Below are 18,158 nucleotides of genomic sequence, written 5' to 3' on the forward strand. Positions count from 1 at the left end.
GATTCCAGCCTACGAGGTCGGTGCCCCCGGCGGGATGCGCGCCGCGATCGCCGCGCGTGAGGTGACGTCGAGACGGTCGAGGATCGCCGAGACGTGCTTCTCGACCGTGCGCTCGCTGAGGCCCAGGAGATCGGCGATCTGGGCATTGCGCCGGCCCGCCGCGACCAGGCGAGCGACCTCGAGCTGACGCGGGCTGAGGTCGGCGACGTCTCCCGCGACCGGCGCTCCGGCCAAGCGGGCGGCGAGCTCCACCCGGGACCGGACACCGAGCACGGCCAGCACCTCGGCGACGTGCGATTTCACCGTTCCGAGTGAGAGGAAACGCAGCCGGGCGATCGTGGGGTTGCTGTGGCCCTCCGCGAGGAGGGCGGCGATCTCACGCTCGCGAGAGCTGAGCACGCTGAGGTCGCCGACGAGGCCGGTGTGGGCGGCCGCGAGCCGGCGCCACTCCCGCGCGGCCAGCGCGCGGACGGACTCGACGCCGAGCCGGTCGGCCTCCGAGGCGATCTCCCGGAGCGCCGCCGCGGCCCGGACCGGGTCGGGGTCGAGGCTCGCGTGCAGCTGACGGCCGCGCAGGGCTTCGATGTGCGAGCCGAGCGCCTCGTCGAGCTCCACCGACGCGATGGCGTGCGCGCGTGCCTCGTCCAACCGGCCCCTCATCGCGGCGATCGCCCCCTGCGACCGGGCCACGGCGGATGCCGCGACGAGGTAGCCGCTGAGCTCGGTGGCGCGATCGAGCAGCTCCTCGGCACGCGCGAGGTCGCCGCGCTGGGCCGCCGCGAGGATGATGATCTCGTACGCGAAGGCCCGGTCCCACAGCTTGCAGCGCGACAGATCCGTGCCGCCCACGGCGGCGAGGAGCGCCGCGGACGCCTGCAGCTGGCCGAGTGTCCGCATCCCCCACCCGATATAGAGGCACGAACCCACGCTCAGATAGTTGACGTCACCGCGCGCCCGGAGGAGAACCTCCGCGGATGCCCGTTCGAAGCTCCGCCGGTCGCCGATCTGCGCATTGCCGTAGGCGGCGATCGCGTCCAGCACGACGAGGGCACGAGCGGGCACGCCTTCCCCGTGGCGCATGAACCCGTCGCGGATGTCGCGGGCCTGGCCGGACGTGCCGCGGAACGCGTGCAGTCGCGCCCGGAGGAGCTGCAGTGTCAGCGCGGCGCCGTCGATGCGGCCGTCGTCCTCGCCGGGCGCGGTCACCTGGCCCGGAGCCAGCCCCGACTCCTCGATCAGCTGTTCGGCGACATCGAAAGCGGCGACGCTGAGCGCCGCCTCGGCGAGGAGGTAGCGCGTGAGCAGGTCGTCGCGACGACGACGCGACGACCCGGAGCCCGCGTCGGATGCCGTCGATACGCGCAGGGCCGCGAGGGAGATCCCCCGCTCTTCCGCATGCGCCGTGCCGACCATCGCGTCGGTCATGAGCACCGCGGCGCCACCCATCCGGACGACAGCGGAGCTGCCACCAGACGACGCGTCAGCAGCGGCGGCCGCGTGATCGGCTGCCGCGCGGAACCGGCAGGCGATGACGGCAGCCATCGCCGCCGCGACGCCCAGGCGGGCTCTGCGCTCGGCGCCGCCCGGATCGTCGGTGTCGAGCTGCGCGATGGCGGACTCGAGCCGCGCCAGATGCGCTGCCGCGTCGCCCGAGAACACCGCGACGAGCGTCTCATCGAGAAGGGCGCACGCGTCGTCGCCGCCCTCCGTGACCGTCGGCCTCACGTGAGCTCCATCACCCCCGCATCGGGAAGCGCGCGTCGAGCCATGCCAGCAGGTCGTCGGAGACCTGCTGCGAGATCGTCTCGTTGAAGATCTCGTGCCGCGCCCCCGGGTAGACGAGCGTCGTCACGTCGGTGAGCCCGGAGCGCGTGCGGTACGCATTGGCGAGCCGGTGGACGCTGCGCGGACCGCCGACCGTGTCATCGCGCCCCACCATCAAGAGCACCGGGACGTCGCGCGGGAGGTTCCTGGCGGGCCTGCCGAACAGTCGCAGCCCGTCGACCGGGCCGAACAGCTTGAGCACGGAGTCGGTCGTCGTCAGCGGATCGTCGAGGAAGGCACGACCGACGGAGAGATCGGACGAGAGCCATTCGGTGCCCATCGCGCCGGGCGCCTTCCACGGGGCGTTGAGGTCGCCCGCGTTGAGGGAACCGGGCCACCGGAAGGCCGAACCGCTCAGGACGACGGCATCGTAGGCATCCGCGTGCTCGTTCACGAGCATCTGCGCGAGGAAGGATCCCCACGAGTGTCCGATGAGAACGAGCGGAAGGTCGGGATTCTCGCTGTGGATGAGCTCCGTGAGCTGCCCGCACGCCTCCTTGGCGGCGCGCAGGCCCCCGGGGCCGAGCGTGCCGAGCTTCCGATGGTCGCCGCCGTGCTGGCCGAGGCCCGTGCGTCCGTGACCGCGGTGGTCGTCGGCGTACACGATGAACCCGGCGCCGGTCAGCCGTGAGATCAGCGCTCCATAGCGGCCGGCGTGCTCGCCGACTCCGTGCAGGAGCTGCACGACGCCCCGAGGTTCGGCCGCGGCCGCGTAGTGATCGAAGACGATGCGGATGCCGTAACTATCGGTGAACGCGCGCTCGGTGCCGTTGCCGTCTGCGGAGGGGGTGGACATGGCGTGAGTCTAGTGACGCAGATACCCTCTTACATCGGATGACTTCGCTAGCTAAACTAGCGATTTGTGAAGGATCTCTCGTCGCGCCGCTGGGTCGGCCTCGTCTTCATCAGCCTCGCGGTTGCGCTCATCATCGTGGACTCGACGATCGTCAACGTCGCCGTGCCCGCGATCGTGGACGACCTCAAGATCTCGTCGACGCAGGTGCAGTGGGTGCAGGAGGCGTACACGCTCGTCTTCGCGTCGATGCTGCTGCTCTTCGGGTCCCTCGCCGACCGATTCGGGCGTCGGCGCATGCTGCTGACCGGCGTCGTGCTGTTCGCGGGCGCATCCGTCGCGGCGGGTCTCGCGGCGTCGGGCGACCTCCTGATCGCAGCGCGACTCGTGCAGGGCGTGGGCGGCGCGATGATGCTGCCGAGCACGCTGTCGCTGCTGAACGCGACGTTCCGGGGTCGGGAGCGCGGCATCGCGTTCGCCGTGTGGGGCTCGACGATCGGGGGCATGGCGGCGGTCGGGCCGCTCCTCGGCGGGTGGCTGACGACGGACTTCTCGTGGCGGTGGGCGTTCGGGATCAATGTGCCCCTCGGCATCCTGATCTTCATCGGCGTGCTGCTGACGGTGTCGGAGTCGCGGGAGGGCGGTGCCGGTCGCATCGACGTCATCGGCGCCGTGCTGTCGGTGGCGCTGTTCGGTGCGCTCGTCTTCGGGCTGATCGAGGGACGCACGCTCGGCTGGTGGGCGGTGAACGACCCGTTCACGCTCGGCGGCTGGACGTGGCCGTGGGATCTCTCACCGGTGCCCGTGGCTTTCGCGATCAGCGTCCTCGCGCTCATCGCGTTCCTGCTGTGGGCGCGGCACCGTTCGCGCGCCGGGCTGGCGACGCTGCTCGACCCGAAGCTCTTCTCCATCAGGACGTTCCGCAGCGGCAACCTCGCCGCGCTCGTCGTCGCGCTCGGCGAGTTCGGCATCATCCTGTCGCTGCCGATCTGGCTGCAGTTCGTGCTCGGCTTCGATGCGCTGCAGACGGGGCTCGTGCTGATCGCGCTCGCGGTGGGGTCCTTCGTCGCGAGCGGGTTCGCCGGGGCATCCAGCGGCAAGGTGAGCCCCGTCCTGATCGTGCGGGTGGGGCTCGTGGCCGAGATCGTCGGCATCGCCTGGGTGGGCCTCGTCGTCGGACCGGATGCCGCGTGGGGGTGGCTGCTGCCCGCGCTGTTCGTCTACGGATTCGGGGTGGGCCTCGCGACGGCGCAGCTGACCGGGGTGATCCTGCAGGACGTGCCCGTCGAGCTGTCGGGGCAGGGGTCGGGGACGCAGTCGACCGCGCGCCAGGTGGGGTCGGCGCTCGGCATCGCGATCCTCGGGACGGTGCTCTTCTCGTCCACGGCCGGCATCCTGTCGTCGTCGCTGGATGACCGCGGCCTCCCGGCGGCCGAGCGTGATCAGATCGTGTCGTCGGTCGTCGACAGCGCGGGCGCCGCGATCGCCGGGCTCGAACAGAACCCGCAGACCGCGGATGCGGCGGCCGACGCCAAAGCCGCCTTCTCGGACGGCACGCGGCTCGCGGCCTTCACCGCCGCCGGGTTCCTCGCGATCGGGCTGCTTGCGACGATCCCGCTGGGGCGCGCGTCGCGGCGGGAGCACCCCGGTGTGGAGTCATCGTCGTCGCGGAGCACAGGCCAGGTCGACTCCCACGATTGAACTTCAGAACGGTGGAACGTCGGCGGGGTCGCGAGCGGTGGTGAAGAGCGACGCCCCACGCGATGGGGCGGCTCGGGCGACGACGACGGGAGGAGCATCGTTGCGGTGAATTCTGCCGGTGGGCGAGACGAACTCGAGTGTTCCGCCCCCGCACTGGATGACTCGCCAGGGGGAGGCGTGTTTCAGCGTGTGGTGGCTCCTGCAGAGAACCTCGAGGTTGTCGGGGCGGGTGCGCCCACCGTCGGCGAAAGGAACGGTGTGGTCGATGTCCGCGCGATGCGCGGGGCGGCGGCATCCGGGCCATCGGCAATGCTGATCGCGGGCGGCGATCAAGCGGCGGAGGTGCGTGCCGGGGCGATAAACGTCGAGCCGCAGGGGTTCTGCGGTGACCGGATGGATCATGACACGGTGCCAGCAGGGTGCGGCGGCGGCGAGCGCGCGGGCGGTGCCCGGGTCGATGGGAGTCGTGCCGTCGAGGAGGGCGGGGTCGTCATCGAGTCCCGCGAGCGTGAGCAGCGGGATCGTGATCTGTACGGTCGCGCGGATTGCGCCGAGCCCGGCGTCGCCGACGGCTGCGGGCGCGCCAGCGAGCAGCAGGTCGCACATGAAGTCCGCGCGGCGCTGGTCGAGAGTGCGTTCGTCGGGGGCTTGATCGAGGTCGCTCACGCTCGCGTCCGCAGAGGTGTCGGTCGACGCCGAGTCGGATGCCTCGGCATCCACCTCGCCCTGCGCAATGCCCATCGTCGTGAGGCGTTCGTAGATGCCGCGGACGAGCGTCGTGGGGGCGTCCAGGAGGAGCCGGCTGAGGCCGTCGTCGAGGTCGAACGTGCGTACGCGCCGACCATCGAACGCGCGGCGCCGGTTGTCTTCGACGATGTCGGGTTGAAGGCGTGCGGCGATCGCGCGGGCATAGTCACGCACCGCGGAGGCTGTCTCGTTCTGGGCGATGGGGAGGATCGCCTCCTCGTAGCGTTCCCGGTTCTCCGGACGCAGGGGCATCCCGGCATCGATGATCGCGGACGCGTGGCGTTCGTCGATCCGCCCCTCTCGGAGAGCGGCGAGGGTGGCGGGATAGGTGCCGACGAGCGCGGCCCCGTCGCCCAGCCAGTTCGACACCGTGCGCTCGCTGACGTGCAGCACTGTGGCGAGTTCGGCGAGCACTTCACGCAGCGGGATCGTGTCGCCCACCTCCCCGCCCGCGCCGGGGCGAGCGGCGCGCCGCTGACCGACCCGCAACGCCACGAGATCGAGCGCCGCTGCGCACACCTCGGCACGTTCAGCCTGCAGCCGAGACATCTCCGCGCGGTTCCGCTCCGCGCGTGACACCAGCGCGGACAGCTCCGTCCAGTGCGGATCGACGACGCCCGGCCTCCGCGCAGCGTCCATGGCCTCTTCGCGGGGCGAGAAAGCGACCATGGGGACCTCCGGACACGTCAGACGGACTGTGTCTGGAGGCATCTTCCAGAACCGAGGCGCCCCTCTCCAGGGCTCGATCGCCAATAGATCAATTGTATTACAGAAATGCAACAGGGGGCAAGAGAGAATACTCTCTTTGTTCGATAGTTTTGTGATCTCGATACACCGCCGCTGCGCGTCGGCACTCGATCACCGATTCCACGACCCCACGACCCGTCGGCACTCGATCACCGAGTCGGCGGCCGCATCGGCGGTTTCCTTAGCAAGGCTAATGAGCTATGCTAAGGAAAAGAATGAGCTCGCCGCACACACCCGCAGATACCACCACCGAGGCATCCTCGCTGCGGATGGCGACCTTCCGCCTCGCGCGGCGGCTCCGCTCGCAGCGCGCGGTCGACACGATGAGTGACGGGCAGTTCGCGGTGCTCGCGGCACTGAACGTCCACGGTGCACACACGCTCGGCGAGCTCGCCGACCGGGAGCGCGTGACGGCGCCGTCGATGAATCGCACCGTCAACTGCCTCGAAGAGTCCGGCTACCTGACCCGCACCCCTGACGAGACCGACCGCCGGAAGGTCAACATCGCTCTCACGGACGAGGGCCGCGCCGTCGTCGCCGAGACGGTGCGCCGGCGCGACTCGTGGCTCGAGCAGGCCCTCGCCGAGCTCAGCCCGCAGCAGCGCGACCTGCTCCGGCAGGCAGCCGACCTCATGCGGGAGGTGGCGGCACGATGAGCGGCGGGGGCTCGATGTTCCGCTCGCTGTCGCTCTTCAACTACCGCGTGTGGTTCATCGGCGCGCTCGTGTCCAACATCGGCGGCTGGATGCAGTCGACGGCGCAGGACTGGGTCGTGCTGACGCAGCTGACCGACAACGACGCGACGGCGATGGGCGTGACGATGGCGCTGCAGTTCGGCCCACCGCTCGTACTCGTGCCGATCACGGGCTGGGTCGCCGACCGGTTCGACCGGCGCAAGCTGCTGATGGTCACTCAGTCGTCGCTCATGCTGCTCGGCATCGCCGTCGGCGTCCTTCTGCTCACGAACGTTATGACCCTCCCGCTGATGTGGATGTTCGCGCTCATGTTCGGCGTCGCGAACGCGTTCGACAGCCCCGCCCGCCAGGCCTTCGTCTCCGACCTCGTCGCACGGGAGAACGCGTCGAACGCCGTCGCGCTCAACGCGGCATCCTTCAACACGGCACGCCTCATCGGCCCCGCCATCGGCGGTGTGATGATCGTCCTCGTCGGCGCGGGCTGGATGTTCCTCGTCAACGCACTGACGTTCTTCGCGATGCTGATCGCCCTCGCCGTCATCCGTGCCGGCGAGCTCGTGCCCCGCGTGAAGGCTCCCGGAGCCGCACGTCTCGCCGATGGCTTCCGCTACGTGCGGGGGCGCCCCGACCTCATGGTGACCTTCGCGATGGTGTTCCTCATCGGCGCGTTCGGCATGAACTTCCCGATCTTCGCGTCGACGATGGCGATCGAATTCGGCCGCAACGCCGACGGCTACGGCCTGCTCAGCTCGGTGCTCGCGATCGGCTCGCTGGCCGGAGCCCTGCTCGCGGCGCGCCGAGACCGCGCCCGGATGCGCGTCGTCATGTATGCCGCCGGGGGCTTCGGCGTCGTCTCGCTGGTCTCGGCGACGATGCCGCTGTACGTTCTGTACGCCGCGATGCTCGTACTCGTCGGGTTCTGCACCGTCTCGATGATGACGACCGCCAACGGGTACGTGCAGACAACGACCGATCCCGCGCTGCGCGGACGCGTGATGGCGCTGTACATGGCGATCCTGATGGGCTCGACGCCCATCGGCGCACCCATCGCCGGATGGGTGGCCGACACGTTCGGCCCCCGCGTCGCGATCAGCGTCGGCGGCGTCGCGGGCCTCGTCGCCTTCGCGATCGGGTTCTGCTGGCTCCTGTACTCGGGCCGGCTGCACCGCAACGACTCACGTCGGTTCGTCCTCACTCTCGACGAGACGCGCCCGATCGCCGTCGTCGCCGCGGTCGCCCCGGAGGAGTTCAGCGACGAAGTCGCCGGGACGACGCCGATCCGCCTCCCCGAGATGGACGTCCCCGACATCGACGTGCCCGAGGTCGCGCCCGATCGCACACGGCGCGCGTGAGCGTTCTGTCCATATTCTGACCGCGGTTTGCATGGGAATCACGGCGAGGTCCGACTTGAATTGACCGCATTGTTCTACCGAGTACAGAGGAGTACCGATGAGCGTTGTGGTCCAGACGAGCGCCTGCGTCGGGGCAGGTCAGTGCGCGCTGGTCGCACCGGACGTGTTCGATCAGGACGATGACGGGATCGTGCTGCTGCTCGAGGCCGAGCCGCAGGGCGCCGACCTGGATGCCGCGACGAAGGCCGCGCGCCTGTGCCCGGCGCGTGCGATCGCCCTGACCGCGCCGTGACCGGCCGCATCGTCGTCGTCGGCGCATCCATCGCCGGCCTCACGGTCGCCGAGACCCTGCGCCAGGAGGGCTTCGCCGGCGAGATCGTCCTCGTCGGCGACGAACCTCACCTGCCGTACACCCGCCCACCGCTGTCCAAGCAGATCCTGATGGGCGAGTGGGAACCGGCCGACGCCGCGATCCGCACCGCGGCCGAGCTCGACGGACTCGACATCCAGGTGCGCACGGGGTGCACCGCCATCGGCCTCGACGTGGCCGCCCGCACGGTGCACACCACCGACGGCGCGCTCGCCTACGACGAGGTCGTCATCGCAACGGGTACGGAGCCCCGCCGCCATCCGACGCTGCCCGGGGCGCTCATGCTCCGCACGATGGACGACGCCGTCGCACTGCGTCAGCGCCTGCGGAGCGCGCGTCGCGTCGCCGTCGTCGGCTCCGGCATCCTCGGGTCCGAGATCGCATCGGCCGCACGCAAGCACGACGCCGACACCCTCCTCATCGGACGCTCCGGCGCGCTCGGCTTCGGCGGCGTCGGCACCCTGCTCTCGAAAGAACTGATCCGGCTGCACGAGGAGCACGGCGTCGAACTGGCCCTGCACACCGAGATCGAGTCGATGGATGCCTCGGCATCCGGAACCTCGCACCTGCGTCTCGTGGGCGGCGGCGAGCGCGCGGCGGATCTCGTCGTCGCCATGATCGGCGGCTCCCCGCGGGTCGCATGGCTGAGCGGTGCGGGCCTCGACCTCGCCGACGGCGTCGTGTGCGATGTCGTCGGTCGCGCGGTGCCGGGCGTCTGGGCCGTCGGAGACGTGGCGGCGTGGACCGATCCGGCGACCGGCGCACCGCGGCGCATCGAGCATCAGAGCTACGCGATCGAGCAGGCGCTCTCGGTGGCGCTGCGTCTCGCGCACGGCGCGGAGAGCCCGGCGCCCGTGCCGCTGTTCTGGTCCGAGATCCACGGAACGCGCATCCAGTCCTACGGCTGGTTCGACACCACCCGGCCACTCGCTGACATCACGGGCGATGACGACGCCCGCGGACGCCTCTACGGCAGTCACGACGACGACGGCGAACTGCGTGGGGTCGTCGGCTGGAACGCCACCCCGCGCGCGTTCCGCGCTGCGCGCGCCGCCATCCACATCCCCGCCGCGCCGATTACGGCCGCACTCTGACCTCAACACCCATCCCGAAGGAGGACGATCGATGTCGATCCCCGCTGCCTGCCCATTCCACGCCCGCTCGCTCCCGGGCGACGGCACTCCACTGAAGCCCTCGCCCCAGCTCGCCGCCTGGCGGGAGGAGGGCGCCTTCTCGCCGCTCGACTTCCAGGATGGTCACGAGGGACTCGTCGCGACGCGCTACGACGCCGTCGTGAGCGTGCTGCAGGATCCGCGCTTCAGCATGCGCCCGAGTCGGATGCCGGTGGGTCCCGCCGTCGACGACGCGACCGCCCACGGTGACAGCGGGCACGCGCCGACGGCCGAGGCGGAGGCCGTCCCGCTGGAGCTGCCCGGTGAGCTCGACGAGGCGGGTCGCGCCTCCGACGAGCTCAACCTGCTGAATCTCGACGGCGCGGAGCACGCGAAGCTGCGCCGTGCCGTCATGCCCCGCTTCTCGGTGCGGCAGGCGCGGGGGCGTGAGCCGTGGATCCATGCGATGGTCGCCGCCGAGATCGAACGACTGCGCGAGAAGGGCCCCGAGGTCGATCTGTGGCGCGACTACGCCATGCACATCTCGGCGCGGACGCACTGCCACGTCATCGGCATCCCGGAGCACCACTTCGACACGTTCGTCGCGCTGTTCGTCGAGCCCTCCACGGCGCAGCAGAAGTACGACTTCATCCGCGGGCTGCTGGAGGAGCGCGCCGGCGACCCCGGCGAGGACGTCATCACGGACCTGCTCGCCAACCCCGACCTCGACCGCATCGAGATCGAGGGGCTGCTGCGCCTGCTGATGGGCGCCGGCCGCGACTCGGTCGCGTATCTCATCGCGACGGCATCCGTCGCCCTGCTCACGCACCCCGACCAGCTCGCGGCGCTGCGAGGGGAGCCGGAGAGGATCCGCCCCGCCGTGGAGGAGTTCATGCGCGCCGGCGCGATGTTCGTGACCCTCTTCGCACGCACGGCGACCGAGGACGTCGAGGTCGAGGGCACACTCATCCCCGCCGGGACCTCGGTGTCGGTCTCGCCCGTCGCCGCGAACCGCGACCCCGCGCACTGGGGCGACGACCCGGAGAGCTTCAACGCGTCGCGGGACGCGTTCGGGCACATCGGGTTCGGCTACGGCATCCACGGCTGCATCGGCCAGCAGGTCGCGCGCGTCGAGATCCGCGAGGCGATCACCGCGCTGCTCGAGCACTTCCCCGACATCGCGCTCGTGGATGCCGAGCAGCTCCGCCCGCAGCCGTTCGCGCACCCCGTCGCGGTGTACGAAGCGGGGTCCGTGATCGTCCGTCTCGACGGCGCCGCCGCGATCGCCGCGCCGGCCTGACCCCGGAGCTAGCATCGACCTCGTGACCTCCCTTCGCCCCGACGACGACCCGGTCGTCGTCGGGGCGAACTGGTACCGGTTCGCCTCGGGCGAGCGGATCGTCAACGAACACGTCATGAGCGTCTCGTTCGTATGGATCGTGAGCGGCGGCGGCGAGATCCTCGCAGGCGGGCAGCGCTTCGCGGTCGACGCTCAGCACGTGGTGCGCCTCCCCTGGCACCACCGCGTCGAGTACCGCGCGCACACGCGGGGTCCGTTCCACATCGGCACCCTCCACGTCGTGCCGCGGCACGATCGCAACGCCCCCGTGGTGCCCCGCGTCGCGTTCCTGCCGGGGGATCCCCTGCTGGAGGATCCGGCGCGCCACGGCGATGCCGCCCAGTTCCGGCCCGGGCTGTCGTCGATGCGCAACGCAGCCGCGCGTCGCATCACCGAGTTCGGCACGATCGCGATCGAACGGCTCGGCGAAGGCCCCTATGACGAGGCGTACTTCCGCGCGCTCGGTCATCTCGTCCTCGCCGAAAACGCGGCCTGGTCGCGCACCCACACGCACCAGGCGCTCCTTCCCGGCTCGCTCGAGCTGATGATGACGTTCATCCGCCACCACGTCGCCGAGCCGCTCACCGTCGCGCGCGTCGCCGAATCCGCACGGTGCAGCCCCGCGACGGCCCAGCGACTCTTCACCCGGCACACCGGCGAGTCCATGCAAGCGTGGATCCGGCAGCTGCGCCTGCGCGAGGCGGCGACCCTGCTGCGGACGACCGGATTGCGTGTGAGCGAGGTCGCCCAGCTCGTCGGCTACGCGGATCCGCTGTACTTCTCTCGTGCGTTTCGCCGCGCGTTCGGCGTCGCGCCGAGCGAGTTCGCGCGCGCGACGCTGCGTCCCTGACCAGCGGTCCCGCGACGAGGGTGATCGTCCTGTCCATGTTTCTGCGCTTCGGCATCCGGCGCCGCCACGCGTCCCCTCCATAGATTCGAGGGGACCCTGCGCACGAAGCTGCGCCCGCACGCGTGAAGGAGCGCACCAGCACATGACCGTTCATCGACGACCGTTCGGACGCACCGGGTGGAAGATCAGCGAAGTCGCCTTCGGCGCGTGGCAGCTCGGCGGGCAGTGGGGCGCCGTCGACGATGCGGCCTCCATCCGCACTCTCCACCGCGCGTTCGAGGAGGGCATCAACTTCGTCGACACCGCTGAGATGTACGGCTCGGGCCACAGCGAGGAGGTCGTCGGCCGGGCGCTCGCCCAGTGGCGCGGCGAGCGCATCCATGTGGCGACGAAGGTCCAGCCGCCGCAGTGGCCGCACCCGTCCGTCGATGACCCCGACATCGCCGCCGCGTACCGTCCCGAGTATCTGCGCGCGCAGGCGGAGCAGTCGCTGCGCCGCCTCGGCGTCGATCGGATCGACCTCTACCAACTGCACTGCTGGATGCCGGGCGGATTGCGCGACCTCGAGTGGCTGGAGACCCTCCGCGCCCTGCAGAGCGAAGGCCTGATCGACCGGATCGGCGTCTCGCTGCGCGACTATCGCCCCGACGAGGGGGTCGCACTCGCGGCATCCGGCCTCGTGGACTCGATCCAGGTGATCTACAACATCTTCGAACAGCAGCCCGAGCGGGAGCTCTTCCCCGCGGCGCGTGCGTCGGAGACGGCGATCATCGCCCGCGTGGCCCTGGACTCGGGCGCGCTCAGCGGCGCGTGGACGGCCGATACCTACGACACGTGGGAAGACGGCTCGGTCCTCAAGACGATATTCCGCGGAGAGCGGTTCACCGAGACGCTCGCCCGCGTCGAGGAGATCGAACGCATCACCGCGCGCGACTACGACGGCCTCGACGAGGCGGCGGTGCGGTTCGTGCTCGACGACCCCGCCGTCTCCACGGCGATCGTCGGCATGACCTCCGAGCGTCGGATCGCCCGGAACCTGTCGTTCGCCGACGGCCGCGGTCTGGCCGACGGCCTGCACGAGCGTCTCGCCGGCTTCGAGTGGAGAAGGAACTTCTACGTATGAGCACACCGTCCCCCGCCGCGATCGAGCGGCTGAGCCCCGACGAGATCGAACGTCGCCTCGCGGTGGCATCCGTCGCCTATCTGCCGCTCGGCTCGCTCGAGTTCCATGGCCCGCACCTGCCGATCGGGCTCGACGCCTTGACGGCGCAGGGCCTCTGCCTCGCCGCCGCCGAGCAGCACGGCGGCGTCGTGCTGCCGCCGTACTATCAGGCCGTCGGCGGTGAGCACGCCCGCTACCCGTGGACGCTCATGAGCGACCGTCCGGACGCCATCGAAGCGCTCCTCGGCGAGGCCCTCGCCCGCCTCGACGAACTGGGCGTCCACCGTGCCATCCTGTTCAGCGGGCACTTCGCCGACGCGCAGCGCGAGCTCATCGAGCGCGTCGCCGACCGCTGGAACGCACGCGGGAGCGGGCTCCGCGCCGTCGCCCGGACGCTCGGGCAGGCCCCCGAGCCGCCCGTCCTCCCCGATCACGCCGGTCGGTTCGAATCCCTCGTGCTGCACGCCGTGGCGCCCGAGCTCGTCCATGTCGACCTGCTGCCGGATGCCGCCACCCACCCCGCACCCGCGAGCGAGGACCCGTACGGTCACGGCCGTCATCACGGCGACCACCCCCTCCACGGGATCTTCGGCGCCGACCCCCGCGGGCTCGACATCGACGCCGCCGCTCCGCTGTTCGCGCACCTGACGGCCTGGGTCGCCACGCTCGCGCGTGCCGACTGAGCACCGTCACACACGCACAGAAGCGCCCCGGTTCGAGCGAACCGGGGCGCTTCTTCCGATCTCGACTCAGAAGTCGAAGTCGTCGATGTTGTCCTTGTCGAACACGTACGGGTCGCCGAGGAGCACCGTGGCGTCGGCGCCGACCGTGAACGAGCCCAGCTTGCCGGCCTCGAACGTGTCGCCCTCCTTGCCCGTGATCTCTCCCTTGATGAGCGCCGCCGAGGCATACGCCGCGAGGTAGCCGAGGTCTTCCGGGTTCCACAGCGCGAACGCGGTGACGGTGCCGTCCTTGACGTACTCGCGCATCTGGTTCGGGGTTCCGAGGCCGGTCAGCGCGACCTTGCCCTTGTAGTCCGACGTCGAGAGGTAGCGGGCTGCGGCCGAGATGCCGATCGTCGTGGGCGAGATGATGCCCTTCAGGTTCGGGTGCGACTGCAGCACGGCCGCGGTCTTGTCGAACGAGATCTGCTCGTCGTCGTCCCCATAGACGACGTCGACCAGCTGGATGTTCGGGTGGTCCGCGGCCAGGAGCGCCTTCATCTTGTCGATCCACGCGTTCTGGTTCGTCGCGTTGGCCGTCGAGGAGACGATCGCGATCTCGCCGGCGTCGCCGATCTGCTTCGCGATGAGGTCGACCTGGACCTTCGCGATGCCGTCGGAAGTCGCCTGGTTGACGAACAGGTCGCGGCATTCGGGGTTCGTGTCGGAGTCGAACGTGACGACCTTGACGCCCGCGGAGCGGGCCTCGTCGAGCGCGTCGCAGATGGCCTTCGGGTCATTCGCCGACACGACGAGGGCGCCGACGCCCTGCTGGGTCGCGGTGTTGATGTAGCTCACCTGGGCGTCGGGCGTGGACTCGGCGGGGCCGACCTCGGCGAACGTGCCGGCGAGCTCCTCGACCGCGGCCTTGCCACCCTTGCTCGACGTGTCGAAGTACGGGTTGCCGAGGCTCTTGGGCAGGAAGGTGATCGCGAGGTTGTCGCTGCCGCCCGAGCCGGCGTCGCCGGTCGAACCGCCGCCGCCGGTGGTGCCCGTGTCGGCACAACCCGAGAGGGCGAGCGCCGCGGCGACCGCGACGGCGGCCACAGCGGCCACACGCTTGCGTGCAAACGTCATTGTTTCTTTCCTTTCGTGTGGACGACCGCGGCGGGTGCCGCCGGTCGGGAGCGCAGCTGCGTCATGATGCTGTGGTCGCTGCGACGGGGGTGAGACGGCGCGGACGCCGCCGGATCTTCTGGAGCCAGGCGAGGACGCTCGCGCCGACGACCGAGACGACGAGCAGGACGCCGGTGATGACGTTGATGACGTCGGAGGTCACGTTCGCGAGACGCAGAGCGCTGGAGAGTACTCCGATGAGGAGCACGGCGGCGACCACGCCGTAGAGCTGACCGCGACCGCCGAACACGGACACGCCGCCGAGGACCACCGCTGCGATCACCTGCAGCTCGAGGCCGGTCGCGTTATCCCCACGGGCGCTGCCGAACCGGAGCGTGAAGTAGATGCCCGCGAAGGCGGAGACGAGCCCGGCGGCGGCGAACAGCAGGAACTTCGTGCGCTCGACGTGGATGCCGGAGAACCGCGCGGCATCCTTCGACAGGCCGATGGCGTAGATGCCGCGACCGAACGGTGTGAAGTGCAGAACGATGATGAAGATCACGAGCAGGATCAGGAACGGCACCATGATGTACGGGATCGTCGTGCCGCTGATCTTCGCCTTCGCGAGGGCCGTCCAGGCCGGCGGGAAGTCGGTGACGGCGGTCGTTCCGAGCACACCCACCGCGATGCCGCGGAAGAGTGCGAGCGTTCCGATCGTGACGGCGAGGGAGGGAAGACCGACGACCGTCACGAGGAAGCCGTTGAACGCTCCCCCGATGAGACCGACGGCGAGCGCGAGCACGGCAGCCACTTCGAACGGCAGTCCGGCCTGTACTCCGGCACCCGTGATGACGCTCGCGAGCCCCACCATGCTGCCGACGGACAGATCGATCTCGCCCGTGATCATGATGAGCGTCATCGGCAGGGCGATGAGAAGGATCGGAGCGACATCCAGAAGCAGGTAGTTCAGCGTGATCGGCTGACCGAACCCGCGCACCGCAACGATGGCGTAGATCGTCACGACCACCAGGAGCGCCACGATCGCGCTCTCGCGGGTGATCAGCACGCGCCGCCAGAGCGGCTTCTCGAAGTCGCGCGAGACCCGGTTGGTGGAGGTCGTCGCTGTCGTCGCGGCGGTCATGACTGGTCCCTCGCTTCGATGAGGCGCCGTTTCTGCCGCACCGCGAGAGCACGGTCGAGCACGATGGCGCCGATGATGAGCACACCGACGACGGCGCGCTGCCAGAAATCGGGGATGCCGAGGATCGGCAGAGCGCGGTTGATCGTCATGAGGAGCATCGCGCCGATCGCGGCGCCCCAGACGGTGCCGACGCCACCGGTGATGGCGACGCCGCCGATGACGGCCGCGCCGACGGCATCCAGCTCCCAGCCGGCACCGGCCTGCGAACTCACGGTGCCGTAGCGCGCGACGTAGAAGACGCCCGCGAGGCCGGCGAGGGCGCCGGAGAGGATGAAGGCGCTGAGCACGCGGCGCGTGACCTTCAGGCCGTACAGTTCGGCGGCCGCCGGGTCGGAGCCGATCGCGTAGTACTCCCGCCCGCCGCGCGTGTTGCGCATGTACCAGGCGGCGGCGGCGAGGATGACGAACGCGACGATCGCGAGGATCGGGATCCACAGAATCTGTCCTGTGCCGACGGCCAGGAATTCCCTCGGGATGTCGGAGGCGTTGACACGCGTCGACCCCGCCCACATGACGTTGATGCCGCGGTAGGCATACAGCGTGCCGAGTGTGATCACCATCGCGGGGACGCGGGCGAACGCGACGAGCGCACCGTTGATGAGGCCGAGCAGCGCTCCGAACAGGACGGCGAGCACGACGACGACGGGGATCGGCAGGCTCGGGGCGTCGATGAACAGGCGCCCGGTGAGGTAAGCGGACAGACCCATCACCGAGCCGACCGAGAGGTCGACGTTGCGGGTGATGATGACGATCGCCTGGCCGATCGCGACGAGCACGAGGATCGACGGCGTCAGCAGCAGGTCGCGCCATCCGTCGGGCGAGAAGAGGAATGACGGGTTCTTCGCCGTCGCCGCGATCACCACGAGGAACAGCGCGATGAGGATGCCGACCTCACGCGCCTTGCCGAGCGTGCCGATGCGCTTCGTGAGGCCCGAGACGGGGATGCGGGTCGTGGATGTGAAAGTCATGCGTGATGCTCCGATGCGTGCGTCGCGGCGAACATGACGTTCTCGCTGGTGGCGTCCGCGCGGTCGATCTCGGCGGTGATCCGGCCCTCGCGCATGACGAGGACACGGTCGGCCATACCGAGCACTTCGGGGAGCTCGGAGGAGATCATGAGGATGCCCATGCCTTGGCCGGCGAGCTCGGAGAGGAACCGGTGGACCTCCGACTTCGTGCCGACGTCGATGCCGCGGGTGGGCTCATCGATGATGAGGACGTCGGGCTTCGTGGCGAGCCACTTCGCGAGGACGACCTTCTGCTGGTTGCCGCCGGAGAGCGTCGCGGCGACGGTGTCGAGCGCATGGGACTTGACCTCGAGCCGGCTCGCCCATTCACGGGCGGCGCGGTTCTCCATGCCGTTCGTGATGAGGCCGAAGTGGGCGAGCTGGCGGCGGATCGCCATCGTGATGTTCCGGGCGACTCCCGAGTCGGTGACGAGGCCCTGTTTGCGACGATCCTCGGGGACGAGTGCGAGCCCTGCGCGCATCGCCTCCGTCGGGCGGCCGCGGCGCACCGCCCGGCCCTTCATCGTGACGGTGCCCTCGCGGTAGTCGTCGACGCCGAAGACGGCGCGCGCGACCTCGCTGCGGCCGGCGCCGACGAGGCCGGCGAGCCCGACGATCTCGCCGGAGCGAACGGTGAAGCTGATGTCGTGGAACACCCCGGGGCTCGTGAGTCCCTCGACCTCGAGGAGGGGATCGCCGATCGTGGCATCCTGCTTCGGGAAGAGATCCGTGACATCGCGGCCGACCATCTGGCGCACGAGTTCGGCGGGCGTCGTGTCGGCGATCGGGGTCGTCGCGATGTACGAGCCGTCGCGCATGACGGTGACGGTGTCGCAGAGGGCGAAGACCTCGTCGAAGCGGTGTGAGATGAAGATGAGCCCGCGGCCCTCGTCGCGCAGGCTCCGCGCGATCGTGAACAGGCGCTCGACCTCGACGCCCGAGAGGGCCGCCGTCGGCTCGTCCATGATGAGGACCTTGGCGTCCAGCGACACGGCCTTGGCGATCTCGATGACCTGCTGATCGGCGATCGAGAGTCCCTCGGCCGGGCGGTCGGGGTCGATCTGCACGCCGAGCCGGGTGAACAGGCGCTCGACCTCGTGGCGCATCGCCTTGCGGTCGATGCGGCCGAACCGGCCGACCAGCTGGCGGCCCATGAAGATGTTCTCCGTCACCGACAGGTCGGGGAAGAGCGTCGGCTCCTGGTAGATCACCGCGATGCCGGCGGCCTTCGACTGGGCCGTGGAGGTGAAGTCGACCTCCTCGCCTTCCAGCCGGAAGTCGCCGCCGTCGCGTCGGTAGAGGCCCGCGACGATCTTCACGAGCGTCGACTTGCCGGCGCCGTTCTCGCCGATGAGCGCATGGATCGAGCCCGCCTGAAGCCGCAGGCTGCCGGAGCGGAGGGCGACGACGGCGCCGAACGACTTGACGACCTTCGAGAGCTCGAGGACGACGGGTGCGTCGGGTGTCGGCACGGTTTCCT

15 protein-coding genes and 1 pseudogene are annotated in these 18,158 nt (G+C 70.1%); 9 read left to right on the plus strand and 7 right to left on the minus strand.

The window, feature by feature from the left end; genetic code table 11:
* Positions 1-9: 9 nt before the first annotated feature.
* Together J0I43_RS04075 and J0I43_RS04080 are read right to left on the minus strand one after the other, a co-directional pair.
* Entirely contained in the window at positions 10-1,725 is a 1,716-nt protein-coding gene (locus J0I43_RS04075; protein WP_292859449.1) for a LuxR family transcriptional regulator, read from the minus strand.
* Positions 1,726-1,735: 10 nt separating this feature from the next.
* Positions 1,736-2,620, minus strand: coding sequence for an alpha/beta hydrolase (locus J0I43_RS04080; RefSeq protein WP_292859452.1), 885 nt, complete (start codon positions 2,618-2,620; stop codon positions 1,736-1,738).
* Between the two features lie 66 nt (positions 2,621-2,686).
* On the opposite strand from J0I43_RS04080, the gene J0I43_RS04085 reads away from it, so the two are divergent.
* Positions 2,687-4,318: a DHA2 family efflux MFS transporter permease subunit gene (locus tag J0I43_RS04085; RefSeq protein ID WP_292859455.1), complete on the plus strand. Its 1,632-nt coding sequence runs from the start codon at positions 2,687-2,689 to the stop codon at positions 4,316-4,318.
* 3 nt (positions 4,319-4,321) lie between these two features.
* Here the strand turns inward: J0I43_RS04085 and J0I43_RS04090 are convergent, their stop codons facing one another.
* Positions 4,322-5,734 carry an HNH endonuclease signature motif containing protein gene (locus J0I43_RS04090; RefSeq protein WP_292859458.1) on the minus strand — a complete coding sequence of 471 codons (1,413 nt, stop codon included), beginning with the start codon at positions 5,732-5,734 and terminating at the stop codon, positions 4,322-4,324.
* A gap of 293 nt (positions 5,735-6,027) precedes the next feature.
* Here J0I43_RS04090 and J0I43_RS04095 point away from each other — a divergent pair, with 293 nt between their 5' ends.
* The 8 genes and pseudogenes from J0I43_RS04095 (at position 6,028) to J0I43_RS04130 (ending at position 13,375) form a co-directional block, all read left to right on the plus strand.
* Positions 6,028-6,468, plus strand: a complete 441-nt coding sequence (locus J0I43_RS04095) for a MarR family winged helix-turn-helix transcriptional regulator (protein ID WP_292859460.1) — start codon at positions 6,028-6,030, stop codon at positions 6,466-6,468.
* Positions 6,469-6,482: 14 nt separating this feature from the next.
* Positions 6,483-7,859 carry an MFS transporter gene (locus tag J0I43_RS04100; protein ID WP_292860592.1) on the plus strand — a complete coding sequence of 459 codons (1,377 nt, stop codon included), beginning with the start codon at positions 6,483-6,485 and terminating at the stop codon, positions 7,857-7,859.
* 94 nt (positions 7,860-7,953) lie between these two features.
* Positions 7,954-8,151 (plus strand): annotated as a pseudogene (locus tag J0I43_RS04105) (ferredoxin); the annotation flags it as partial.
* Positions 8,148-9,323, plus strand: coding sequence for an FAD/NAD(P)-binding oxidoreductase (locus tag J0I43_RS04110; RefSeq protein WP_292859461.1), 1,176 nt, complete (start codon positions 8,148-8,150; stop codon positions 9,321-9,323). The pseudogene J0I43_RS04105 and the gene J0I43_RS04110, both read left to right, overlap by 4 nt.
* A gap of 31 nt (positions 9,324-9,354) precedes the next feature.
* Positions 9,355-10,641 carry a cytochrome P450 gene (locus J0I43_RS04115; protein WP_292859463.1) on the plus strand — a complete coding sequence of 429 codons (1,287 nt, stop codon included), beginning with the start codon at positions 9,355-9,357 and terminating at the stop codon, positions 10,639-10,641.
* Between the two features lie 22 nt (positions 10,642-10,663).
* Complete coding sequence (locus J0I43_RS04120) at positions 10,664-11,530, plus strand: AraC family transcriptional regulator (protein ID WP_292859466.1); 867 nt, start codon at positions 10,664-10,666, stop codon at positions 11,528-11,530.
* 142 nt (positions 11,531-11,672) lie between these two features.
* Positions 11,673-12,653, plus strand: coding sequence for an aldo/keto reductase (locus J0I43_RS04125; protein ID WP_292859469.1), 981 nt, complete (start codon positions 11,673-11,675; stop codon positions 12,651-12,653).
* Positions 12,650-13,375 carry a creatininase family protein gene (locus J0I43_RS04130; protein WP_292859472.1) on the plus strand — a complete coding sequence of 242 codons (726 nt, stop codon included), beginning with the start codon at positions 12,650-12,652 and terminating at the stop codon, positions 13,373-13,375. The genes J0I43_RS04125 and J0I43_RS04130 overlap by 4 nt, the downstream gene beginning before the upstream one ends.
* A 66-nt stretch (positions 13,376-13,441) precedes the next feature.
* On the opposite strand, the gene rhaS is transcribed toward J0I43_RS04130, so the two are convergent.
* The 4 genes from rhaS to J0I43_RS04150 form a co-directional block, all read right to left on the minus strand.
* On the minus strand, positions 13,442-14,491 hold the full coding sequence (rhaS, locus tag J0I43_RS04135) for a rhamnose ABC transporter substrate-binding protein (RefSeq protein WP_292859476.1): 1,050 nt from the start codon (positions 14,489-14,491) through the stop codon (positions 13,442-13,444).
* A 61-nt stretch (positions 14,492-14,552) separates the two neighbouring features.
* On the minus strand, positions 14,553-15,611 hold the full coding sequence (locus J0I43_RS04140) for an ABC transporter permease (RefSeq protein WP_292859479.1): 1,059 nt from the start codon (positions 15,609-15,611) through the stop codon (positions 14,553-14,555).
* A complete protein-coding gene (locus J0I43_RS04145) occupies positions 15,608-16,639 on the minus strand; it encodes an ABC transporter permease (protein ID WP_292859482.1) in 1,032 nt (343 codons plus the stop codon). Before J0I43_RS04145 ends, J0I43_RS04140 begins: the two co-directional genes overlap by 4 nt.
* A complete protein-coding gene (locus J0I43_RS04150; RefSeq protein ID WP_292859486.1) occupies positions 16,636-18,150 on the minus strand; it encodes a sugar ABC transporter ATP-binding protein in 1,515 nt (504 codons plus the stop codon). Before J0I43_RS04150 ends, J0I43_RS04145 begins: the two co-directional genes overlap by 4 nt.
* Between the last annotated feature and the right edge of the window lie 8 nt (positions 18,151-18,158).

The sequence above is a fragment of the Microbacterium sp. genome (genome assembly GCF_017305435.1).
In the GTDB taxonomy this organism is placed as follows: domain Bacteria; phylum Actinomycetota; class Actinomycetes; order Actinomycetales; family Microbacteriaceae; genus Microbacterium.

What these genes read in the sequence shown, in the direction of transcription:
- J0I43_RS04130 (WP_292859472.1), top strand. Translation starts at nt 12,650, where the DNA reads ATGAGCACACCGTCCCCCGCCGCGATCGAGCGGCTGAGCCCCGACGAG.
- rhaS (WP_292859476.1), bottom strand. Translation starts at nt 14,491, where the DNA reads ATGACGTTTGCACGCAAGCGTGTGGCCGCTGTGGCCGCCGTCGCGGTC.
- J0I43_RS04100 (WP_292860592.1), top strand. Translation starts at nt 6,483, where the DNA reads ATGTTCCGCTCGCTGTCGCTCTTCAACTACCGCGTGTGGTTCATCGGC.
- J0I43_RS04140 (WP_292859479.1), bottom strand. Translation starts at nt 15,611, where the DNA reads ATGACCGCCGCGACGACAGCGACGACCTCCACCAACCGGGTCTCGCGC.
- J0I43_RS04080 (WP_292859452.1), bottom strand. Translation starts at nt 2,620, where the DNA reads ATGTCCACCCCCTCCGCAGACGGCAACGGCACCGAGCGCGCGTTCACC.
- J0I43_RS04095 (WP_292859460.1), top strand. Translation starts at nt 6,028, where the DNA reads ATGAGCTCGCCGCACACACCCGCAGATACCACCACCGAGGCATCCTCG.
- J0I43_RS04125 (WP_292859469.1), top strand. Translation starts at nt 11,673, where the DNA reads ATGACCGTTCATCGACGACCGTTCGGACGCACCGGGTGGAAGATCAGC.
- J0I43_RS04115 (WP_292859463.1), top strand. Translation starts at nt 9,355, where the DNA reads ATGTCGATCCCCGCTGCCTGCCCATTCCACGCCCGCTCGCTCCCGGGC.
- J0I43_RS04090 (WP_292859458.1), bottom strand. Translation starts at nt 5,734, where the DNA reads ATGGTCGCTTTCTCGCCCCGCGAAGAGGCCATGGACGCTGCGCGGAGG.
- J0I43_RS04145 (WP_292859482.1), bottom strand. Translation starts at nt 16,639, where the DNA reads ATGACTTTCACATCCACGACCCGCATCCCCGTCTCGGGCCTCACGAAG.